General features: G+C 70.8%; 19 protein-coding genes. 5 read left to right on the forward strand and 14 right to left on the reverse strand.

Features of this window, described 5'->3' with window-relative positions; genetic code table 11:
• Positions 1-100 precede the first annotated feature (100 nt).
• Positions 101-643: a type 1 glutamine amidotransferase domain-containing protein gene (locus AB0B85_RS31090; RefSeq protein WP_357412883.1), complete on the reverse strand. Its 543-nt coding sequence runs from the start codon at positions 641-643 to the stop codon at positions 101-103.
• A 155-nt stretch (positions 644-798) separates the two neighbouring features.
• On the opposite strand from AB0B85_RS31090, the gene rfaE2 reads away from it, so the two are divergent.
• Complete coding sequence (gene rfaE2 / locus AB0B85_RS31095; protein ID WP_357412885.1) at positions 799-2,616, forward strand: D-glycero-beta-D-manno-heptose 1-phosphate adenylyltransferase; 1,818 nt, start codon at positions 799-801, stop codon at positions 2,614-2,616.
• Positions 2,613-3,491 carry a glycosyltransferase family A protein gene (locus tag AB0B85_RS31100; protein WP_357412887.1) on the forward strand — a complete coding sequence of 293 codons (879 nt, stop codon included), beginning with the start codon at positions 2,613-2,615 and terminating at the stop codon, positions 3,489-3,491. Before rfaE2 ends, AB0B85_RS31100 begins: the two co-directional genes overlap by 4 nt.
• Positions 3,492-3,497: 6 nt before the next feature.
• On the opposite strand, the gene AB0B85_RS31105 is transcribed toward AB0B85_RS31100, so the two are convergent.
• From AB0B85_RS31105 to AB0B85_RS31115, 3 genes are read right to left on the reverse strand one after another with little or no spacing between them, the layout of a single operon-like run.
• Positions 3,498-4,601, reverse strand: coding sequence for a glycosyltransferase family 9 protein (locus AB0B85_RS31105; RefSeq protein ID WP_357412889.1), 1,104 nt, complete (start codon positions 4,599-4,601; stop codon positions 3,498-3,500).
• 8 nt (positions 4,602-4,609) lie between these two features.
• The gene (locus AB0B85_RS31110; protein ID WP_357412891.1) at positions 4,610-5,161 is read right to left on the reverse strand and encodes an Hsp20/alpha crystallin family protein; all 552 of its coding nucleotides are present in this window, start codon (positions 5,159-5,161) and stop codon (positions 4,610-4,612) included.
• Positions 5,161-5,664 carry a DUF2231 domain-containing protein gene (locus AB0B85_RS31115; RefSeq protein ID WP_357412893.1) on the reverse strand — a complete coding sequence of 168 codons (504 nt, stop codon included), beginning with the start codon at positions 5,662-5,664 and terminating at the stop codon, positions 5,161-5,163. Before AB0B85_RS31115 ends, AB0B85_RS31110 begins: the two co-directional genes overlap by 1 nt.
• Positions 5,665-5,832: 168 nt before the next feature.
• Here AB0B85_RS31115 and AB0B85_RS31120 point away from each other — a divergent pair, with 168 nt between their 5' ends.
• Positions 5,833-6,450, forward strand: coding sequence for a pyridoxamine 5'-phosphate oxidase family protein (locus AB0B85_RS31120; protein WP_357412895.1), 618 nt, complete (start codon positions 5,833-5,835; stop codon positions 6,448-6,450).
• A 33-nt stretch (positions 6,451-6,483) separates the two neighbouring features.
• Here AB0B85_RS31120 and AB0B85_RS31125 read toward each other — a convergent pair whose 3' ends face one another.
• From AB0B85_RS31125 to AB0B85_RS31170, 10 genes are all read right to left on the reverse strand, one after another.
• Positions 6,484-7,809, reverse strand: coding sequence for a hypothetical protein (locus AB0B85_RS31125; RefSeq protein WP_357412897.1), 1,326 nt, complete (start codon positions 7,807-7,809; stop codon positions 6,484-6,486).
• 13 nt (positions 7,810-7,822) lie between these two features.
• On the reverse strand, positions 7,823-9,058 hold the full coding sequence (locus AB0B85_RS31130; protein WP_357412899.1) for an OmpA family protein: 1,236 nt from the start codon (positions 9,056-9,058) through the stop codon (positions 7,823-7,825).
• On the reverse strand, positions 9,055-9,894 hold the full coding sequence (locus AB0B85_RS31135) for a hypothetical protein (RefSeq protein WP_357412901.1): 840 nt from the start codon (positions 9,892-9,894) through the stop codon (positions 9,055-9,057). The genes AB0B85_RS31130 and AB0B85_RS31135 overlap by 4 nt, the downstream gene beginning before the upstream one ends.
• Before the next feature lie 4 nt (positions 9,895-9,898).
• Positions 9,899-12,250: a hypothetical protein gene (locus tag AB0B85_RS31140; protein WP_357412903.1), complete on the reverse strand. Its 2,352-nt coding sequence runs from the start codon at positions 12,248-12,250 to the stop codon at positions 9,899-9,901.
• Complete coding sequence (locus AB0B85_RS31145; RefSeq protein ID WP_357412905.1) at positions 12,240-13,037, reverse strand: hypothetical protein; 798 nt, start codon at positions 13,035-13,037, stop codon at positions 12,240-12,242. Before AB0B85_RS31145 ends, AB0B85_RS31140 begins: the two co-directional genes overlap by 11 nt.
• Before the next feature lie 60 nt (positions 13,038-13,097).
• Positions 13,098-13,793 carry a Crp/Fnr family transcriptional regulator gene (locus AB0B85_RS31150; protein WP_357412907.1) on the reverse strand — a complete coding sequence of 232 codons (696 nt, stop codon included), beginning with the start codon at positions 13,791-13,793 and terminating at the stop codon, positions 13,098-13,100.
• 16 nt (positions 13,794-13,809) lie between these two features.
• Complete coding sequence (locus tag AB0B85_RS31155) at positions 13,810-14,286, reverse strand: Pycsar system effector family protein (RefSeq protein WP_357412909.1); 477 nt, start codon at positions 14,284-14,286, stop codon at positions 13,810-13,812.
• Between the two features lie 53 nt (positions 14,287-14,339).
• Positions 14,340-15,014 (reverse strand): Crp/Fnr family transcriptional regulator, encoded by a 675-nt coding sequence (locus AB0B85_RS31160; RefSeq protein WP_357412911.1) that lies wholly within the window; start codon positions 15,012-15,014, stop codon positions 14,340-14,342.
• A 474-nt stretch (positions 15,015-15,488) separates the two neighbouring features.
• Entirely contained in the window at positions 15,489-15,812 is a 324-nt protein-coding gene (locus tag AB0B85_RS31165) for a hypothetical protein (RefSeq protein WP_357412913.1), read from the reverse strand.
• 661 nt (positions 15,813-16,473) lie between these two features.
• A complete protein-coding gene (locus AB0B85_RS31170) occupies positions 16,474-17,322 on the reverse strand; it encodes an SGNH/GDSL hydrolase family protein (RefSeq protein WP_357412915.1) in 849 nt (282 codons plus the stop codon).
• A 289-nt stretch (positions 17,323-17,611) separates the two neighbouring features.
• Between AB0B85_RS31170 and AB0B85_RS31175 the strand changes: the two genes are divergently transcribed.
• Together AB0B85_RS31175 and AB0B85_RS31180 are read left to right on the forward strand one after the other, a co-directional pair.
• Positions 17,612-18,007 (forward strand): helix-turn-helix transcriptional regulator, encoded by a 396-nt coding sequence (locus AB0B85_RS31175; protein ID WP_357412917.1) that lies wholly within the window; start codon positions 17,612-17,614, stop codon positions 18,005-18,007.
• 86 nt (positions 18,008-18,093) lie between these two features.
• Positions 18,094-18,981: an aminopeptidase gene (locus AB0B85_RS31180; RefSeq protein ID WP_357412919.1), complete on the forward strand. Its 888-nt coding sequence runs from the start codon at positions 18,094-18,096 to the stop codon at positions 18,979-18,981.
• Positions 18,982-19,185: the final 204 nt, after the last annotated feature.

Here is a 19,185-nt window from a genome sequence, read left to right on the forward strand (position 1 = left end):
GCACGCCGGCACCAGTCGGGTACGGGTCACGACTGCCGCGTCTCTTGGTCGTCCACGAGCTGGATGATCGTCTTGCCGGGTGTGCGGCGGTCGGGAGGGGTTAGGCGGCGGCGAAGGTTTGGGTGATTTTCTGGCAGAAGGCCGGGAGGTCGTCGGGGTTGCGGCTGCTGGTCAGGTTGCCGTCGGTGACGCACTCCTCGTCGACCCAGGTGGCTCCGGCGTTCGTCAGGTCGGTACGCAGGGTGGGCCAGGACGTGATCCGTCGACCACGCACCACGTCCGCCTCGATCAGCGTCCACGGACCGTGGCAGATCACCCCGACGGGCTTGCCCGCCTCGAAGAACGCCTTGACGAACCGCACCGCGTCCGGGTCGCCACGCAGGAAGTCCGGGTTCGCGACACCTCCGGGCAGCACGAGCGCGTCGTAGCCGGCGGCGGCCGCCTTGTCCACGGTCACCTCCACGTCGTACGTCTTCGACTGGTCCAGGTGGTTGAAGGACTGGATGGACCCGGGCTTCAACGAGACCAACTCGGCCGTCGCACCGGCGTTCTCGACCGCCTCCCGCGGCTGGACGTACTCGACCTCCTCCACGCCGTCGGTGGCCAGGAAGGCGATCCGCTTGCCCTGTAGTTGCGCTGCCATCTCGGTACATCTCCTTTCCGGGGTTCTCCCAACTCCCTTCCCGGCCCCGGACGCCCGAAACGACCCAGCGGAGCAGTAACGGCACGGCGGTGACAGAGCCGCAGGTCCGGCCCGTGCCAGGTTTGGCCCGGAGGGCGCTGGGGACCCGGGGAGGCATGGCAGGAGCAGCAGCGGAACAGCGCCGGCTCGCCACCGTCGTGGAGAGCTGGCTCGAACGCCCAGTCCTGATCGTCGGTGACGCCATGTTGGACGAGTGGCGGTTCGCCGACTCCGACCGGCTCTGCCGAGAGGCGCCCGCACCGGTCCTCACCCTGCGCCGACGGATCTCCGCCGCCGGAGGGGCCGCGAACACCGCTGTCAACGTCGCCGCCCTCGGCGGCCTCGCGGTGCTTGTGGCACCGGTCGGCGCCGACGTGGCCGGCGACGAGTTGCACGACTGCCTGGACCGTGCGGGCGTCTGGGACCGCACTGTCAACCAGCCCGGACGGCCCACCCCGGTGAAGCGGCGGATGCTCGCCGGTAACCAGATCCTGCTCCGGGAGGACTCCGGCGACCCGGACGACGCGCTCGACCAGGACGGCGTGACCCGGCTGCTCACCGCCCTGAGCTGCGCCACCGAGGAGCTGCGCGCCGCAGCCGGTGGGGCGGCACCGACCCTGGTGGTCTGCGACTACGGCCTCGGGGCGCTGCCCGCGCCGGTCCGCGCGTGGCTTGTCGAACAACGCGAGCGGTACGCCACAGTCGCCCTGGACGCCCACGACCTGGCCGACTGGCGGGGCCTCGCGCCGACAGTGGTCACGCCCAGCTTCGCCGAGGCGACCCGGTTGCTGGCCCGAGCCGGCGGCCCGACCCGACCGGCCGCCGGCCCCGAACTGCACCTGGAGCACCCGCACGCTGACCCGGCCGACGGCCCGTCCGAGCTGACCGTCGGCGCGGCCCCCGGCGGGGTACGCGCCGACGACACCGCCGACCGTCCGGGCCCGGTCGGTGAGCCCACCCCGAGCGAGGGCCGGGTGGCTCTCACCGGCGACGGGCTCAGCGTCACCGGCACCGGCGTCACAGTGAACACCCAGGCCGGGGAGGGCGTGGACCGGGCCGTGCTTGCCGAGTCGCGCCTGGCGGAGCTGCGTGCGCACACCGGCGCCGACGTGGTCGCGGTGACCCTGGACACGGAGGGTGCGGTGGTGGGTGGCGCCGACGGGGAGCCGCGGCGCAGTCACAGCACGCCGGTCCCGGCCAGCCACGCCGTGGGCGCCGGCGACGCGTACCTGGCGGCGATGACTTTGGCCCTGGCCGCCGACGCGCCGCTGCCCACGGCCGCCCAGCTCGCCCAGTTGGCGGCCACCATCACCGTCTCCGACACCGGCACCTGCGTCTGCCGGCGCGAGGATCTGCTCACCGCGCTCGACCAGCCGATCGAGACGGTGGGCCATCCCGCCCTGGTCGGCAACGACGAGCTGGACGCGATCGTCGCCGAGTACCGCGAGGCGGGACGGTCGGTGGTCTTCACGAACGGCTGCTTCGACGTGCTGCACCGGGGGCACGTGCGCTATCTGGAGCAGGCCCGCGCACTTGGTGACCTGCTGATCGTGGCGGTCAACTCGGACGGCAGCGTACGCCGGCTGAAGGGCCCGGACCGCCCGGTCAACCCGGTCGAGGACCGCGGTGCCCTGCTCGCCGCACTCGCCTGTGTGGACCACGTGGTGGTCTTCGAGGAGGACTCACCCGCCGCACTCATCGAGGCGGTCCGGCCGGACGTCTACGTCAAGGGCGGGGACTACCCGCCGGAGCTGGTGCCGGAGGCGCCGCTGGTGCGCCGGCTGGGTGGCCAGGTGCACACCCTCGGGTACGTGCCGGACCGGTCCACCTCGGCGATCATCGAACGGATCCGGTCACACAGCCAGGACCCGTCGCCAGCCACGAACGAGCCGGCGCCCGACCCGTCGCTGAGCACCCGCACCCAGACGTCGTGAACCGCCCCCTGAACCTCGGCACCCCGGCGGAGTTCCGCACCGACCGGCTGGTCGACGTGTTGATTCCGACCCGGAACCGGCCCGCCGAGTTGGCGGTCACACTGGGCGGGCTCGCCGCCCAGGACGGGGTGCCCGGTTTCGGGGTGGTGGTGAGCGACCAGTCCGACGGGGATCCGGCGTACGCGCATCCCGCCGCCGCCACAATGGTCCGGGCGCTGCGACACCGGGGTCACCCGGTGCTGCTGACCCGCCGGTTGCCCCGCCGGGGGTTGGCCGAACACCGGGCGTACCTGCTCGCCGCCTCGACCGCCCGGTACGTGCTCAGCCTCGACGACGATGTCTGGCTGGAACCGGGGACACTGCACCGGCTGGTGACGGCGATCGGTGAGCTGGGCTGCGGGTTCGTCGGCAACGGCGTGCACGGGCTGTCGTACGCCGACGACAGGCGGCCGGACTCGCACGGGCACTACGAGGAGTGGGCCGGCCCGCCCACGCCGGAGCAGATCCGACCCGACACACCGCAGTGGCACCGCGCCCGGATCCACTCGGCGGCGAACCTGCTGCACATCACCGAGCAGTTGGCGCTGCCGCCGGGCGCGTGGCGGGCGTACAAGGTGTCCTGGATCGGTGGGTGCGTGCTCTACGACCGGGCCAAGCTCGTCGACGCCGGGGGCTTCGACTTCTGGCGTCGGGTGCCGGCGAAGCATCAGGGTGAGGACGTGGCCGCGCAGCTCGCGGTGCTGGCCCGGCACGGAGGCGCGGGCGTCCTACCCAGCGGCGCCTACCACCTGGAGTCCCCCACCACCGTCACGGACCGGGACGTGGAGGCGTGGGAGGTCGTCCTCGTCGACGAGGACTCTCCCCAGCCGGCCTGACGCCGGTCAGTGCGGGGTGAGCAGGTCCCGGGACGCTTCCAGCACCTCGGCAACCGGCACGTCGGCCACGAACGAATCCCGGTGTGGGCACTCCCCGTCGCCGGGCCGGTGCGGGTAGATGCCCGGTGTGCAGTCCACCCCGCACACCGGACAGTGCACCGTCCACGAGCAGATCGGCCGATGCCGACCGCGCAACGGGTTGGCCGTGTTGATCAGGTTGCCGACCCAGAAGATGCCCACCGTCGGGGCACCCACCGCGGCGGCCAGATGCAGCGGGCCGGTGTCGTTGGAGATCACCAATGCGCAGTCGTGGAAGCAGCCGGCCAGGCCGCCGAGGCTGAGCGTGCCCACCTGGGGCCGGACCGGCACCCCCGCCGCAGCGACCACCCGGTCCACCACCTCCTGCTCGGCGGGCGTACCGGTGACAAGCACCTCGTACCCGTCGCCGTGCAGCTCACGGGCCACCTCGGCGAACCCTTCGGCAGGCCAGCGGCGGCGGGTGTCGCTGGCTCCCGGATGCAGCGCCACCCGGGGCCGGTCCGCCGGGCCGAGCACCCGGGCGGCCTCGGCCCGGTCGGCGTCGGTCACCGCCAGGGTCGGCGTGATGGTGGTCGCCGCCGCTCCCACCAGGCCGACCACCTCCAGGTAGCGGATCACCTCGTGCTGGTAGTAGACGTAGCGGATCCACCGGTCCAGTGGCGGCGCGTGGTCGGCGCGCAGGCCGACGGTCACCCGGGCACCGAGGCGGCCGATCAGCGGGTTGGAGTTGGCGCCGCCGCCGTGGATCTGCACCGCGAGGTCGAAGCCGGTCGCGGCGGCCAGGAAGTCGTCAATCGACGACTCCGGTTCACCAGGGTCGGGAGCCCGGATGCCGGGCGCGGGCGGCACCACGAGCACCCGGTCCACCGGGCCGGGCCGGTCGCGCCAGAGCTTCGCGTGCCACGGCGCGCCGAGCAGCACGATCTCCGCCGCCGGGTACGCGGCACGCAACGCGTCCAACGCCGGCAGGACGAAGATGAAGTCGCCGAGGGCGTTGGCGCGCAGCACCGCGATGCGCCGCACGTCGTCGACTCGCCCGGCGCTCGGGCCGAGCAGGGACGGAGTGGTCACGCTTCCCGCTACGTCCGGTCGACCTCGCCGACGGTGTCCGGGCGGTGCAACTCCCGGTCCGCGGCGGGGTCGGCGGGCATCGGCGTACCAGTGGAGTGGTTGCCGGAGCGCGGCCCGGTGCGGCCGACGGTGATGGTGCGCGGCGCGGGTCGGGTGGCCCGGGGCAGGCGGACCCGGAGCAGGCCATGATCCATGACCGCGTCGATGGCCTCCGGGTCGACCCGCGACGGCAGGTTGATCCGGTATTCGAAACCGCGGGTCTCGAAGCCGCCCGGGATGCCCTGGTCGGCGTTGACCTCCGCCTCGGAGCGGGCCCGTACGCACAGTTCGAGGTCGTCCAGCTCGACCGCCACCTCCTCCGGCGCCACCCCGGGCAGCCGGACGACGGCCTCCCAGCCGTCGGCGGTCTCGGTCAGCTCGACATCGGAGCCTCCGGCCCGGCCACCGACCAGGCGGCTCAGCTCGGCGCGCAGCGACTGCAGCTCCCCCATCGGGTCCCAGCCCTGCTGCCGGCCGCCGCGCCAGCCCCTACCGAATCCGCCGCTCTGCTGCTCGCTCATCACACCTCTCCGATCCGCTGGGTGGCCGTGGGCGGCCGTAGTGAGCTCGGTGCGTCCAGGCCGGCATCCCGGTCGACGCCCACCCCGAGCCGGTCGACCAGCTCGCCGCCCAACCAGGCGCTGACGCCGAGGATCGCCACCGCGACCACCTCGATGGCGACCAGGGCACCACCCGCGGCCCGGGAGTCGGCGTTGAGCCGGACGGCCCACACGGCGGCGAAGAGCAGGATCACCGCGACGTTCGCGGCGGCGTGCAGCAGACCCACCCGCTTGGCGCGGGTGCCGGTCGGGATGGCCAACAGGTCGAACGAGCCGGCCGCCGCCGCGAGCAGACCGCCGATCAGGCCGACGGTGATGTTCCAGTACGCGACCTCGCCGAGGAGGTCGGGGCCACCGACGGTATCGATCACGTCGAACAGCACAGCCGTGGTCAGCAGCGCTACCGGAAACATGACGAGCATCGGATGGACTGGGTGGCCCAGTACCTTGAGTCGGCTCTCCATCTCCCGGCCTCCACTGGTCGGCGTCCTGCGAAACGGTCCTCGTTGCGGCGGGCGCGTCGGGTGAGGCCGTACCCCCGACAACCGGGCACAAACCTCACGCTGGTCACGGCGGCCTAGGCTGAGACGCGGCGGTGCCCGCCAACGGGTCAACGCCTGAGGGAGGATCACGTGACGGTGGAGATCACTTCGCACGAGGAGCTTCGCGACCTGCTCGGGGTGCCGACCGCGCGGGCCGCCAACAAGGAACGCCGTCGCCTGCACGAGCGGGACCGCGAGTGGCTCGGCGCGTCGCCGTTCTGCCTGCTGGCGACCGCCGGCGCGGACGGCAGCTGCGACGTGTCACCCAAGGGCGACCCGGCCGGCTTCGCCCTGGTGCTTGACGACACCACAATCGCCGTGCCGGAGCGGCCGGGCAACAGGCGGGCCGACGGCTACCGCAACATCCTGGACAACCCGCACGTCGGGTTGCTCTTCCTGATCCCGGGCCGCACCGACACCCTGCGGATAAACGGGCGGGCCCGCCTGGTCAGCGACGCGCCCTGGTTCGACGACATGACGGTCAAGGGGCACCGGCCGGTGCTCGCGGTGGTGGTGGAGATCGAGCAGATCTTCTATCACTGCGCGAAGGCGTTCCTCCGGTCCGAGCTGTGGAAGCCGGAGACCTGGCAGCCCGAGGCGCTGCCGTCCCGCGCCCGCCTCATCAAGGAGGTCGAGGCGGTCACGGAGAGCCTCGATGACCTGGAACGGTACTACGGCCCGGAGTACGCCAAGACCATCTACACCTGATCCCGGCCGGGATCGGCGACAGTTCGCCCTCGTTCAAGCGGCCTCGATGATGGTCGGCGGTCGTCCCTCCTGCCCGGTCGCGGGGCCGGTGAGACGCAACTGCCGGTTGAGGGCGGCCAGTGCGACGAGGTAGGTGGCCCGGAGGGTCCTGGGATCGTGACGGTCGGCGATGTCGCGGGCGTTCTGCAGGATGTCGAGACGCAGGCCCGGGACCGCTTCGGGTTCGGTCGACTCCTCGCCCCTCTCGAGCCACGCCAGCGCGCTGAGCGGCAGCCGCAGCGAGCCGTCCGCCCCCCGCCTGCCACGCTCGTCGAGGATCCGGGCGCACTCGTCCTCGACGATGCGGAGCGCCCCGATCTCGGCCGACAGAATGGCCGACTGGAGCGCGCTCCACGCGCTGCTGTGCTCGACCAGCCGAGCGCTGGCGTCACTCCTGAGTCGGTTCGACCGCTTCTGCACCTCCGCCATCCCCCGGCGTGCCTCGTCGGCACTGTCGGCGTACGGATTGTGCGAGAGCACCTTCACGGCCACGGCGGAGAGGCTCAGCAGCACCAGGATCCCGACGAAGACGAATCGAAAGCTGCCCAGGCCGCTGAAACTATCTGCCTGCACGGCCCGGACATAGGCGCCGGCCGCGAGCACGCCCAGGGCCAGTCCGGCGACGGCCACCGGGCCGGCCAGGCGGTCCCACGGCAGGTCGCGGTCCTGCCGGGACTGCTCCTGGGGACGCCAGTCCCAGAACACCTTCCGCAGCAGTAGCCACGGGTTGAGACGCCCGCGCCGGGGTGCGCGGGTCGCCCGGATGCGGTACCGGAACAGGTGCTCCGCCAGGTTGTGACCGGCGGTCAGCAGGCACAGCGCCAACCCAACGCCGGGCAGGTACGCCAGCCAGTACACGATGTGGTCGGGTCCGACGGCGAAGATGCGTTGGACCACGTTCCCGACGAAGGCCACGTCGAAGATGGCGGCGAGGGTCAGCACCACCCAGATCATCCACTTCGGTAGGACCCGCCGCCGCAGATTCTCCGGGCCGTCGTCGGCGTGCAGTCGAGCGACCTCGTACTCCGCGCGGCGAGCCTCGCTGACCTGTTCCCGGGCCACGTACCGATTGACGTCGTCGATCGCGTGATGCGCCGCGTGGTACCGATTCACCACACGACTGCTGGCCGCCTCCAGGCCGGACTGTGCCGCCAGCAGGGCGGCGTTGCCGTTGCCGAGCGCGCGCAGCAGGGCCGCCGCCTCGACGTCCCGCAGGCGCGGTTCCGCCGAGGGTAGCGCCGGGTTGCCGAGCAGGACCGTGGTGGCGGGGCAGGGCACCGGAGTCTGCCACCGCTGGCCGTTGCTGACTAGATCATCCATCGTCGGTCTCTCCTCACGCTCTGGTGGCCAGGATCTCGACCCGGCGGGCGCATTCGGTCTCCTGGTCGGAGGTGGCAGTTGCGGGGACGACTCTGCCGTCGGTGCACCTGGTGGTTTCGCCCATGCCCTCGGCCTCGACGTTCGGCACGCCCTCGGTCCGGAGGAAGTCCGCGACCGCCTTGGCCCGGCCTTCGGAGAGGATCTTGTTGCTGCGGTCGTCGCCCCGCGGATCGGCGAAACCCCGAACCTTGGCGGTGACCACCGCGCCGGTTCGCAGGGTCACCGCGAGCTGGGTGAGAAGCGGTAGGGCGGCCGGCAGGAGCCGCGCCTTCCCGGTCTCGAAGAGCGCGGCTTCCGGAAGGTCGAATATGACCGTCGTCGACCCATAGCCGATCTGCGGGTCGGCGAACTCCGGCACAGGACTCGGCCCGACTCGATCGCGCGCGCTGCCGACGGACGACGTCCGCACGTCGCAGGTGCCACCCTGGAACGCGCAGAACCGCTCCCACAGCTGCTTGAGCCACTGCGTCTGCGCGGGCTTCGGCACGGCCTGGCCCGCTGCGGGATGCCCGATGCCGACGAGGGTCACCTCGATCCCGTCGAAGACGGCCGGCCGTAGCTCCTGAACGGACTCGTCGGCGCAGGCAGCGGTGATCGCCTCGATCTCCGCCCCGCCGGAGAAGTCGGACTTGACCAGGCTCGCACACCCGCTCGTGACGAGGCCGTCCGTCGCGACCACCAGATGTTTGGCGCCCTTGCCCTGCCGGAGCCAGTCGGCGGCGGAGGCCGCCGGTCGCAGCACGTCGGTCCCGACGGCCGTCGGCGACGAGGCCTGTGCCGCACCGACCGCCGCGCCGAGGCAACGCTCGGCCTCCGTCCTGCGGTCGCCTTGGTTGTCCGGATTGTCGTCGTTGTGCTTCCAGTCCGCGGACCGCACCACCGCGCTCGCGGACAGGTCCGCCGCCGACCCGCTGAACGGTGCCACGGAGACGGTGTCCCTCGCCTCGACAGCAGCGGCGATGACGTCCCGGAGCGCTTCCTGATAGTCAGGAGCGCCGCGACCAGAGCCGGCCGAACGCGTCGAGTTCGTGACGTCGACGAGGATGGCGGTACGCCCCGACGTCTCGCTCTTCTCCTCCATCCACCCGCAGGGCTGCGGGCCCACCGGCGGCGTGCACGCGGCCAGGAGCGGCACGCCCAGGAGCGCGGCGACCACCAGCGCGCCGCCCCGGCACGACGTGATCCTCATGACCCGTCTCCAACCTCGACGGCCAGGCCCTGGCTGCGACGGAAGGACTGCAGCGCGGCCTCGTACGACTCGGCGAACTCGAACAGGCCCACCCGGGTGTGGCTCTTGGCCGCGCGATCGAGCACCTCGGCCAGCTCCGCGCGAGCTCGCCGCCGGTCGGCTTCCAACCCGGTCACCGACGCCGCGAACGGCTTGTCGGTCAACTGCGCCGCGTAGGGCAGGACCAGGTCGCCGACGTCCTGGCCGACGAACCCGGACAGGACCTCGCGCCACCGCCCGGCCAACTCCTCCACCTGCTCCGCCCGCAGCAGCATGAGCACCTGCCTCGAGGTCATCTCCAGATAGCTCTGCGAGAAGGGCAGCAGATGCTCCACGACACGGGCGTCCGGCCGCACCCGCAGAGTGACCTTGCAGCGCAGAGTGCCGTCGGCGTCGGTGAAACACAGCTCGGCGGGCAACTCGGCCGACATCGCCCGCTCGGCCTCAAGCGCATCGTGCGGCGCGAATCTCCGGCCGACCTGCCAGATCTTGTCGCGTACCGCCCGTCGGACGCTCTCCGCCTGAACGTCGGTCCGCACGCGCAGCGCGTCGACATCCTTCGCGACGGCGGTCCAGGTGGCCTCCACCTGGACCTGGAAGTCGTACGCCTCGCCCAGAGCCGGGATGGCGAGCGGTTGGCCGGCGTCGCCCACCTCGGTCAACGGGAGATCCGGCTGGACCGGCGGACGCACGGGCTCCGGCAGCCTGTTGCCCGGGCCGGTCGGGCGACCGGTGATCCTTCGCCAGAGACGCCGCCAGAACCCGGACCTGTCGTTGTCGTCCGCGTGATTCGTCATGGGCTCAGCCCTCCGTCAGTCGTTGGATGAGGTCGCTCAGGAGTCGGTCGTCGGGGCGGCGGCGATGCCAGAGGCGGATGTGCCAGAGCCCGCGGCGGCGCAGCGCGGCGCCGTCGAGGGCGGCGGTGGTGAGGCGCAGGAGGGCCTTGGCCAGGTCTCCGTCGTTGGCACCGTGGCCGTAGGGCAGTTCGAGCCACTGGCGCAACAGGTCCCAGGCCGGGAAGGCGGTCGCCGACGCGGCGAGGGCGGCCGTCCACAGTCGGGCCAGCACCGGCTGTCGCTCCGGTGCGGCCTCGACGTCCAGCAGCAGCCGGGGCCACGTCGGGCGGTCGTTGTCCAGGATGCGGGCGAGGAAGAGCAGCGCCCACGTGGTGTGCGCCCTGACCTCCGGTGCGGCGTCGTCGAGCCAGGCGTCGAGATGATCCAGTACGGGCCCGGAGGGATCGGTCAGGTAGACGTTCGCGACGGCGCGGCCGACGCTACGGTAGGGCAGTTGGCGGGGATCCGTGGCAATGGTGCGCAGGTGGGTCATTGCGATAACCGGCAGCGCGGCGCCGAACGTGGTGGCGTACACCTTCGCTGCGGTGTCGTGCAGTGCCGCGTCGTTGCTCAGCACCCAGTCGCTCACCTGCCGGCGTACCCGGCCGACGAACAACTCGTTCCGGCTCACCTGTTCCAGGGCCCACGCGGCCGCCTGCCGCCGGACGCCGCTGGGATCCCTCGCCCAGGGCCGGATCAGGTCGGCCATGACCTTGTCGAAGTCGTAGAGCGCCAGCTTGCCCGCCGCCTGCGCGGCACGGAGCCGGATGGCGACGCGTCCTTCGACCACCACCCGGTCCAGCCAGTAGAGCAGGACCAGCCGGGTGGTGTCGTAGTCGTTCCAGGCCACGTCGAGAAAGGCGTCGGACAACTGCGGGCTGCGCAGCATCGCCCGGCGCGTCGGGGACGATTTGCCGTTCTCGGCGCTGTCCTCGCCGAGCATGTCCGGGAACAGGAGCTTTTCCAGGCCGTCGTCGAAGACCGGCCGAGCGGGCGACGAATCGGGCGCCTCGACGAATCGCAGCATGCCCAGCAGTTCCTCCGCGGCGGAGAAGACGTCGACCAACTCCAGACCGTCGAAGATGGCGTACGCCGTGCGCAGCGCCTGACGCCGAGGGGCACCGAACGGATCGGTGGCGGGCAGCGCGTCCTCGAACGCCCGGCGGGCCACCATGCGCCAGTCCGGTTCGAGGGAGGCCACCACCGCCCCCGGGGACCTGCCTCGCGGCACGCCGTCCACCAGGGCGACCGCCAGCTTCACCACCTGACCCGGCCGGCGGTGGTTGGCGAGGTATCCGGTGACCGCCTCGTCGTCGAGGAGTTCGCGGAGCTGCGCATCGGGGAACGAGTCGGGCAGTTCCGCCAGGAGATAGCTCTCCAGCACCTCGGCGGGCCCCGGCCAGTCGTGCGGCACCTCGTACTGGTTGGTCTCCTCCTCGCCGGCCGGCGGGCCCAGCAGCACGACGTACCCCTGGGCCTTTGCCGCCATCGTGCGGTAGGCCTCGACGCGGGCTCCCATGGCCAACTCCGTGCCATCACGCAACTCCAGGACCATGCCCCAGCCGGCCGGGAACACCTCTGGCTTCTGGGTCACGTCACCCACCGACACACCGTCGGGCATCACCAGGCCACCGACCTTGGTGATGAGGCCGTCCTGCCGGAGGCTCTCCAACAGCGCGTGCCCCGCCGCGGTGCGGCCACTCCCCTCGGGGCCTCGCAGCACCAGCACACGCTGGGCCCGAAGCGTGCGCAGGGCCGGGGCGAAGCTCGGCCCTCTGAAGTACCGCCGACGCAGCTTGATCAGGAAGTCGGCGGTCAACTCGTACCGAGCGAGGGTGATCTGCTCGCCACCGGGCAGCGTGAACTGATATGCGACGGCGTTCGTGCCCATCGCCACCGGGCCGTCGATGCTGCCGATGCGAGTGGCGAACCGGTCACCGCTGAGGCGGCGCGCGATGTCCTCGTCGGCCCTGCCGAGCAGGAAGGCGTCCGACTCCGTCTCGGTGTCCTGGCGGTCTTTCCCCACCGGCGAGTTCTTGCCGAGCCGCTCGTGAACGCTGTCCTGGACGGTTTCCGGCCGCCGCTCGTTACCGGTGTCGCCGTCCCGGTCCGCCGGTCCTTCCGCAGCCGGTGGGGCGGCGGGTGGACCGGGCGCGGCGGCTGGACTCTCCGGCTCGGCCGGTGGGCCGGGATCGGCCACCACGTCGTCGCGGTCCGCCTCCGGCTGCTCGGTCACCGGCGTCTCGGGCACGGAGGTCTCGGGCACCGGTGTCTCGGGCACCGGCTCGCCAGCCGGAAGGCGGTCGTCAGCTGCCATCGGAGGTCCCCGCACGCGCGTGGCGTCCGATCGCGAGTGGCCCATTGGCCGTGTCGATGCTGGTGTTGTACGTGTCGCCCGCCGAGGGCGCGGCGTCGCCCGCCGAAGGCGCGGCGTCGCCCGCCGAAGGCGCGGCGTCGCCGTCGCGCGGCACCGACCCGGGTTCGGCAGGCACCGCTTCGCGCGGTCCGCCGTCTCCGTCGCGCGGCGGGTCGACGCCGATCAGCCGAATCCAGGCCGTTCCCTCGTACCGCTTCGAGCTCGCCCTGACCTGCCGATACGCGTGCGGCATGAGCGCCGGGTCGCCATCGCGGACCGACGTACGGTAGACGGCGTCGGGCAGCACCAGACCGATGTACGCATCCGGCGCGGCGTCCATCGCCAGGCGCAGCGGGGTGATGTCCCGGACCCGGGCCGCCTCGACCAGCCCGTCTCCGCCGAGCAGTTGGTCGCCGTCGACGACCACGTCGCCGTGGGCCACCGCCATCCGGATCCGCAGCTGAGCCTGCGGGGTTCGTTCCGCGTTGAACCGTCGCAACTCCCGGTCGAGCCGATGGGGGAACTCACCCAGCACCTCTCCCTTGCTGACGGCCGGCGGGACCGCGATCGTCATGCTGTCGCCGTCCCTGCGCAGCACCCACTTCTCGCCGAGTGGGCAATCGGCCACGGAGGCGTGTACCGCCTTGTGCAGCCCCACCAGCAGGCGGGTGTGTCGCAGCGAGCCGCCTTCGGACGAATTGACGATATCGATGGAAATAACGGTGTACGAGTGTGCGTGATGATGCATCTCTCGGTCTTCCTTCCCTCGCGAACGACGAATCAGCGTGAGCGCCGCGATCTCCTGCGACTACATCCGATGACGGGTTTGCGCCAGTCGATGGGCTTCGGTGACCCAGAGCTCCGGACTGGGCACGGTGAGGACGCCGTATCCCGTCGTGATCAGACCGGCCGCGACCAGGTCCCGGATCACCTTCTGGACCGACACCTCGGCCGCACCGACCAACTCCGCGATTTCCCGCTGTGTCAACCGGACGGTGACCTCCCGCCGCGCGTCGCCAGCCCTGGCGACCTGCTCCGAGAGCAGACGGATCACGCGGACCGGAACCGGGTAGGTGAAGTCCACCCGCCGCGCGTCGGCATGCCGCAGCCGGTCGACCACCGTCCGCGCCACCTCCCGTGCCGCGACCGGCTCCCGGTCCAGCAGCCGGACGAACCGCGGGCCCGGAATGACGTACCCCGAGGTAGGGCCGTCCGCGATCACCGACGCCGAGCGGGGTTTGGCGTCCAGGAGCGCCATTTCCCCCACCACATCTCCGGCACGACGGATGCCGAGCAGACACGACCTTCCGGTGGAGGTCACGGTGACCACCTTGACCTGTGCGCTGGACAGGATCACGGCGAAGTCGCCGTCGTCGTCGTGCCGGATCAGATAGTCGCCGTCGGCGTAGGTCCGCCGCTGGCCGATGGCCAGCAACTTCCGGCCCGTCTGGCGTGGGAGACGCTCGAGAAGGGTGTCCCGTCCCGCGTCGATCGATTCGTCCACGTCATGTCCCTTCCGGTCAGAGAGCCTGTGGCGCCAGGCTCACCAGTGACAGACACAGGCAGACCAGGCCCACCCGGATGAAGCGGTACTTGATGAGGACGATGCGACTGGTCCAGTGCAACTCGCTGACCACACCGTCCAGCGGCCGTGTCGCCGCACGGCGCAGCGCCTCGGCCAGTTCCCCCTGCTCCATCGCGCCCACGTGGCCGAAGTAGGCGAGCTGACCACGGGCCGGGTCCCCGGACATCCGCGGATAGATGGCGAGCAGAAGACTGACCGTCCCGAGGATCCACAGGGCCGCGCCGGCCCACCAACACCACGTCTGCACCAGTCCAAGGTTTCGTGGTGACCAGCCGCCACCGAGGACGAACCCGACGACCGCCGCCGCTGCGGTGCCGGCCACCGCGAGGGCGTGCACCGCCTTGCCATCGGCTCGGTCGATCTCTTGACGGTTGTGCATGAGAAGCTGCTCGGCGATCTGCTGTTCCTCCATATTGGTAGGCTGCACCGCTTTGCCGCGGACCTCGACGCCGCTGGACACACTCGCTATGCGTCATCCGACACAGAGTCGACCATCGTCCGGAGCACATCGGTCTCGACCAGGACGATGCGCTGCCGACTGGTCCGTACCAGGCCCCTCTCGCGCAGAATACGCAGCGTGCGGGCCACCATTTCGCGGGATGTCGCCGCCGCCTTCGCCATTTCCTGCTGGGTGAGCGGCAAATCGATGAGGACGCCCTTGCCGAACTGGACCCCATGCCGGTCGGCGAGATCGAGCAATAGTCCGACGGTCCGCGCCGAGCTCGAGGTGGAAACGTATCGCAGTCGTTCGGCGTCCGATTCTCGCAGCCGTCCGGCGACGTGTCGCAGCATGGCGAACATGACGTTCGGGTGGTCCCGGAGGTGCTGCACGATCCGTTGGGCCTGGATGACTCGTGCGCGTACCGGGACCAAGGCTGTCACCGTGGCCGACCGCGGCCGATCATCGATTGCGGACAGTTCACCGATGATGTCGCGTTCCCCGCGGATGGCCAGCAGGAGTTCGTCGCCCCGACTGGACTCGGCCGACACCTTCGCCCAACCGGAGTTCAACAGCACAACGTGCTGCGTCGGGTCGCCCTGGCGGACGAGCGTGGCACGTCTCGGAAATAGGCGCTCAGGGCCGAGAGCGAGGAGGTCCCCGATCTCGTCATCCGTCAGAAGATTCAGAAATGAGCGCACTGTTCGTCCCTCGATTCGGTTATCCGTGGCCCGTTTCGGCCCGCACAAGCATCGACTTCGAGCATTGCGAGCCGAGTATATGGACGAGGTACGCCCGACCCCATCAACCGGGGATCGTTAGTTTGTGGCCCTGACCGGGAGTCGAACTGCACACAGAGTTGCCAGCGCATGACCGGCCGGCGGAACCTCATAATCGATCGGTCACCGTCCGTCGCGAAGTCTGGTCGACGACCCTGGACGATCGAGCAATGCTTCGGCTCGGGCGACACGACGCCGAGAGGGAAAGAGGGCGGTTGAGCAGGCAGATCAAGCCCGCCGACCCGCATTTCGTCGATGGTCAGTTATTGGACACTTGCGACGCACGTCGCCGATCGTGCCGGCGATTCCTGGCAGAACCGGCCGGACGGCACCGGCCAACTCAGCCACTCCGCCCGACGCTGACAGGCGGACGGCACAAACCCGCGCTTGACGTGATCAGGAGCCGATGCTCATCAGGTCGGGGGTGTCGTCGTCGCCAGGCCGCATGTCGGTGCCACGATCCTGGTAACCACGCCAGTAGGCCTGCTGCGGTGCCCGGGCCGCCGATACGACCACGACCTTGATGCCGCCGGCCAACTGCCGGCTGTTGACGATGACGGCGGCGACCGAGACGGCGGCAGCGATGGCGCCAACGGCGAAGGCTCGGCCGGACACCGCGCCGTCCCAGTCGATCGCGGCGACCAGCACGGTGGCCAGCCAACAGAGTCCGGCGACGGCGATTACGACATTCGCGGCCTTTGACTGAGTGCGAGTATCCACGAGGGGCTCCGATCTACGCTGGGGCGGCGGTACGAGGGGATCTGGGGTCTGGTCTCCTCCAGCCGGGCGCCCACCGGGCGGCTGGCATCGGTCACGCCACCCGTCACGCGGCGGGTGAGCCACATCAGGCCGGGCGGGAGTCCAGGTCCGGTCCTGCCACCAGCGGGACATCGGAGCGGGGCAGCAGTCGATCGAGTCGCTGCGCGAGGGACGGAACGAACGCAGCGGCCAGGACGCCCGGCGGGTGGGTGGCACGGTCACCGGGCCGCCCACGCCCGACACCCGGGCATCGGCACAACGGCGTACCGCGCGGGCTGGGGTCATACCAGCCCGCTGTGGGGCTACCGCACCAGAAAGGGCGACGCCCTGTTCGAGCCACACGCAGCCTCCCCCCGGTAGGCGTCGTCCCGATCCGCGTGGGGTACCGGGCTGCCGCGCTGACCTGCCGGGATAGGGCCGGAGGAGAGATCGGCAGATTAATATGATCTCGCACCCGTCGAGCTGAAGCGAGCCCACTGCCCGGACACACGCTTTCCGCAGCGGGCTGGTTGCGCCAAGCCGCGAACGACGAAGCCGGCCCTACCCAGGATGGGCAGAGCCGGCAGAGGTTGGTCGCTGCCCGGTGGCGCGTCGGGTCACCGCGGTGACCGGACCCGCCTGATCAGTTGAGGTTCATCCTGGCGCAGGGAACCCAGTTACCGACCGGGTAGCCGGGCCGCCGGCCCACCAACCCGCACGGCAGCGGGGCCTGCGGGGTGCCCAGTCGGGGGGCGATGGTGTTGTAGGCCAGCCGACCCATCACCGTGTAACCGCCAGGCGTGGGATGCACGCCGCACTGGTCCAGATAGCCTTCCGGAATGGACTGGTAGTCGATCCAATTCGGCACCCGGTCGCCGTACTCGTCGATCACCCGGATGCTGCGGTAGATCGCGTCATTGACCTTGGCCTCGCTGGCCGGCAGCCAGGCCGGGCTCGGACCCGGTGGGTTCGTGCAGCCGTCGGTGCCGTGCCCGGAGCTGTACTGCAGCCAGGACGGGTACATGACGACGTCCGGGTCGAGATCCAGCGCCGTGTCGAAGAGCGCGCGGTAGGTGCTCTCGAAGGCGGCGATCTGCGCCGAGGTGGCGTTCGACAGGTTGTTGTTGGTCCCGCAGTTCAGCAGGATCAGGTCGGGCCGGTGGGTGGTGACCAGGCCCGCCATCCGCGACGACCAGTAGTTGCAGGTCTGCCCGCCGGCAGCCGCCACGACAAACTCATACGGTACGCAGAATTGGCCGAGCAGCCACCCCAACTCCTCGCGGTAGCCGTTGGTCGCCGATTCGGTCATCGTCGCGCCTGCGGTGATCGAATCACCGACGGTCAGGATCTTCACCGTGGGCCGCGCCGGCTCCGGGCAGGCCGAGGCGGCGGCTGCGGCCTTGGCGGCGACGGGTGTCCCCGACGGGATGGACAGGCCGATCGCCACCAGGACAAGGGCGATGGCACCCACCAGCACGGGACGTAGTTTCATCGGCTCTCCCCCACCACCGACACGGCGACTCGCTCGCCACGGACCAGGTCTGGCACTGTGATTGCCATTCATGGCACTGACGGTACCGCGCTCTCCACTCAGTGCCAAGCGTGGCAACGCGATGTACTTTCGGCTCGTGGTATCCGAGCCCAGGTGAGAGTATCGCCGCTCGTGACTACCAGTAAGGATGGGTGGTGGCCGCCGCAACGTCGGCCGGACCCGGAGCCGGATCTGGCACTACGCTCGGGTCCGGCAACAGAGTCCCACACACGGCACTTACGATTACCCTGTGTCAGCGAGTGCCAGCCAGGATCCCCGGGTCATCGCGTTCGCGCGGTTCATCAAACGCGCCCTCGACGAGGCCGTACGGGAACGCGCCATGTCCATCGAGGACGTCGAACAACGCACCGGCATCGGTCGATCGACGATCTACCGGTGGCGGCGGGCCGAGATTGCCAACCCGCAACGCACCCAGGTCCAGCAGTTCTGTGACGGCCTCGGCATCCCCCGCTCGGTGGCCTCGCAGATACTGGGCTGGGACGGCACACCGCCGTCACCCACACCCGATCCGAGCACCGACCCGGACCTGCGAGCGGTCGCGCGCATCCTGATGGACCCCACCGTCCCCGCGGAGGAGAAGACCGTCATCCGCGCGACGCTGCAACACCTCGCCCGCCGACGGTAACCAGCAGTCCGACACGGCGGTGTGGACCCGGACGGCCGCACGTTGCGGGACCACGCATCTCCCATTCACGTGCCACGATCTCGCCCATGCGTCTCACCCTGGGCCTCCTCGTCGCATCCGTCGCGGCCGGTCTGCTCGCGGCCGCGGCGGCGCTACTCGCCATGCCAGCCGCGTCGTTGCAGTTCGGCCTGGTCATGCTGCTCGCGTTGCTCGGCTACGTCCTGCCGGGTCGTGCTGCGCCCCGAGTGCGGTGGGCCGTCGCCGCCGGCATCGGGTTTTTCGCCGTCGTGGCGGCCCTGAGACTGCACTGGCATCAGGAGCAGGCCGTCGACGTGGGCTGGGCGGCATACGGGCCAGCGGCAGTGGAGACGTCCGTCCTGAGGCCATGGCAGGATTCGATCGACAGGCAACAGCTCGCCGCGCTGGGTCTGGCGCTTGGCGTCGGATGTCTCGCGGCCGGCGTGCTGGCACTACCGTCCCGTGCCAGTCGGCGGGGTACGGCGACGGCGGTCCTCGCGCTGCTGCTGCTCGTCTGGTTCGGGCTGGACGCCGCCCGGGAGTTCGTCGACTATCCGCTGCCCGACCTGCTCGGGACGGTGTGGTCGGCGCTGCTTGCCGCTCTCCTGGCCATGGGGGCACTCGCGCTGTCCGGGTGGCGGGCCGACCGGCGCCTGCTGCTCCCGGTGGGGTTGTTCCTGCTGTCACTCGGCGCGGCCGACACGTACTCGGACCTCGCCGGGATGTGGTCGGGCTGGTGGGAGATGGCCAATCCCGACCGGGACTCGTTCCTGGAAATGGGGATGGCGGTGCGGGCGTCGACCGGAGACTCCCTTGAGGTGTCGTCGGCCGTGGAGACGGCGATCGCGCTCGCCGGGCCGGGACTGACGGCCGTCGGCGCGCTGCTCAGCTCCCGCGAGGCCACCCACCGGACGAGCTTTCCGCTGCCGGGGCGACGAGGACCCGGATGCCGCTGACGGTGCCGCTTCGGGGTAACGAACCCCGACCAGCACTGTGGAACGTGACCGCACGGCAACGACATCTGGCCCTTTTCCACCATCACGTCCGGCGTGGACACACCAGACAGCCCGAAATGCTCACGCCACTACTCCCCGACGTGGAGCCGAGACGGTGGTTGTCGGTCGCAGCCCGTCGAGTCCGAGTGTCGTCGGCACGGCCTG

Source organism: Micromonospora sp. NPDC049044, assembly GCF_040649215.1.
GTDB lineage: Bacteria > Actinomycetota > Actinomycetes > Mycobacteriales > Micromonosporaceae > Micromonospora.

Coding starts and splice junctions, on each gene's coding strand:
- AB0B85_RS31125 (WP_357412897.1), bottom strand. CDS start 7,809: ATGGATGATCTAGTCAGCAACGGCCAGCGGTGGCAGACTCCGGTGCCC.
- AB0B85_RS31130 (WP_357412899.1), bottom strand. CDS start 9,058: ATGAGGATCACGTCGTGCCGGGGCGGCGCGCTGGTGGTCGCCGCGCTC.
- AB0B85_RS31180 (WP_357412919.1), top strand. CDS start 18,094: ATGCGTCTCACCCTGGGCCTCCTCGTCGCATCCGTCGCGGCCGGTCTG.
- AB0B85_RS31140 (WP_357412903.1), bottom strand. CDS start 12,250: ATGGCAGCTGACGACCGCCTTCCGGCTGGCGAGCCGGTGCCCGAGACA.
- AB0B85_RS31115 (WP_357412893.1), bottom strand. CDS start 5,664: ATGGAGAGCCGACTCAAGGTACTGGGCCACCCAGTCCATCCGATGCTC.
- rfaE2 (WP_357412885.1), top strand. CDS start 799: ATGGCAGGAGCAGCAGCGGAACAGCGCCGGCTCGCCACCGTCGTGGAG.
- AB0B85_RS31110 (WP_357412891.1), bottom strand. CDS start 5,161: ATGAGCGAGCAGCAGAGCGGCGGATTCGGTAGGGGCTGGCGCGGCGGC.
- AB0B85_RS31170 (WP_357412915.1), bottom strand. CDS start 17,322: ATGAAACTACGTCCCGTGCTGGTGGGTGCCATCGCCCTTGTCCTGGTG.
- AB0B85_RS31090 (WP_357412883.1), bottom strand. CDS start 643: ATGGCAGCGCAACTACAGGGCAAGCGGATCGCCTTCCTGGCCACCGAC.
- AB0B85_RS31155 (WP_357412909.1), bottom strand. CDS start 14,286: ATGGAGGAACAGCAGATCGCCGAGCAGCTTCTCATGCACAACCGTCAA.
- AB0B85_RS31135 (WP_357412901.1), bottom strand. CDS start 9,894: ATGACGAATCACGCGGACGACAACGACAGGTCCGGGTTCTGGCGGCGT.
- AB0B85_RS31145 (WP_357412905.1), bottom strand. CDS start 13,037: ATGCATCATCACGCACACTCGTACACCGTTATTTCCATCGATATCGTC.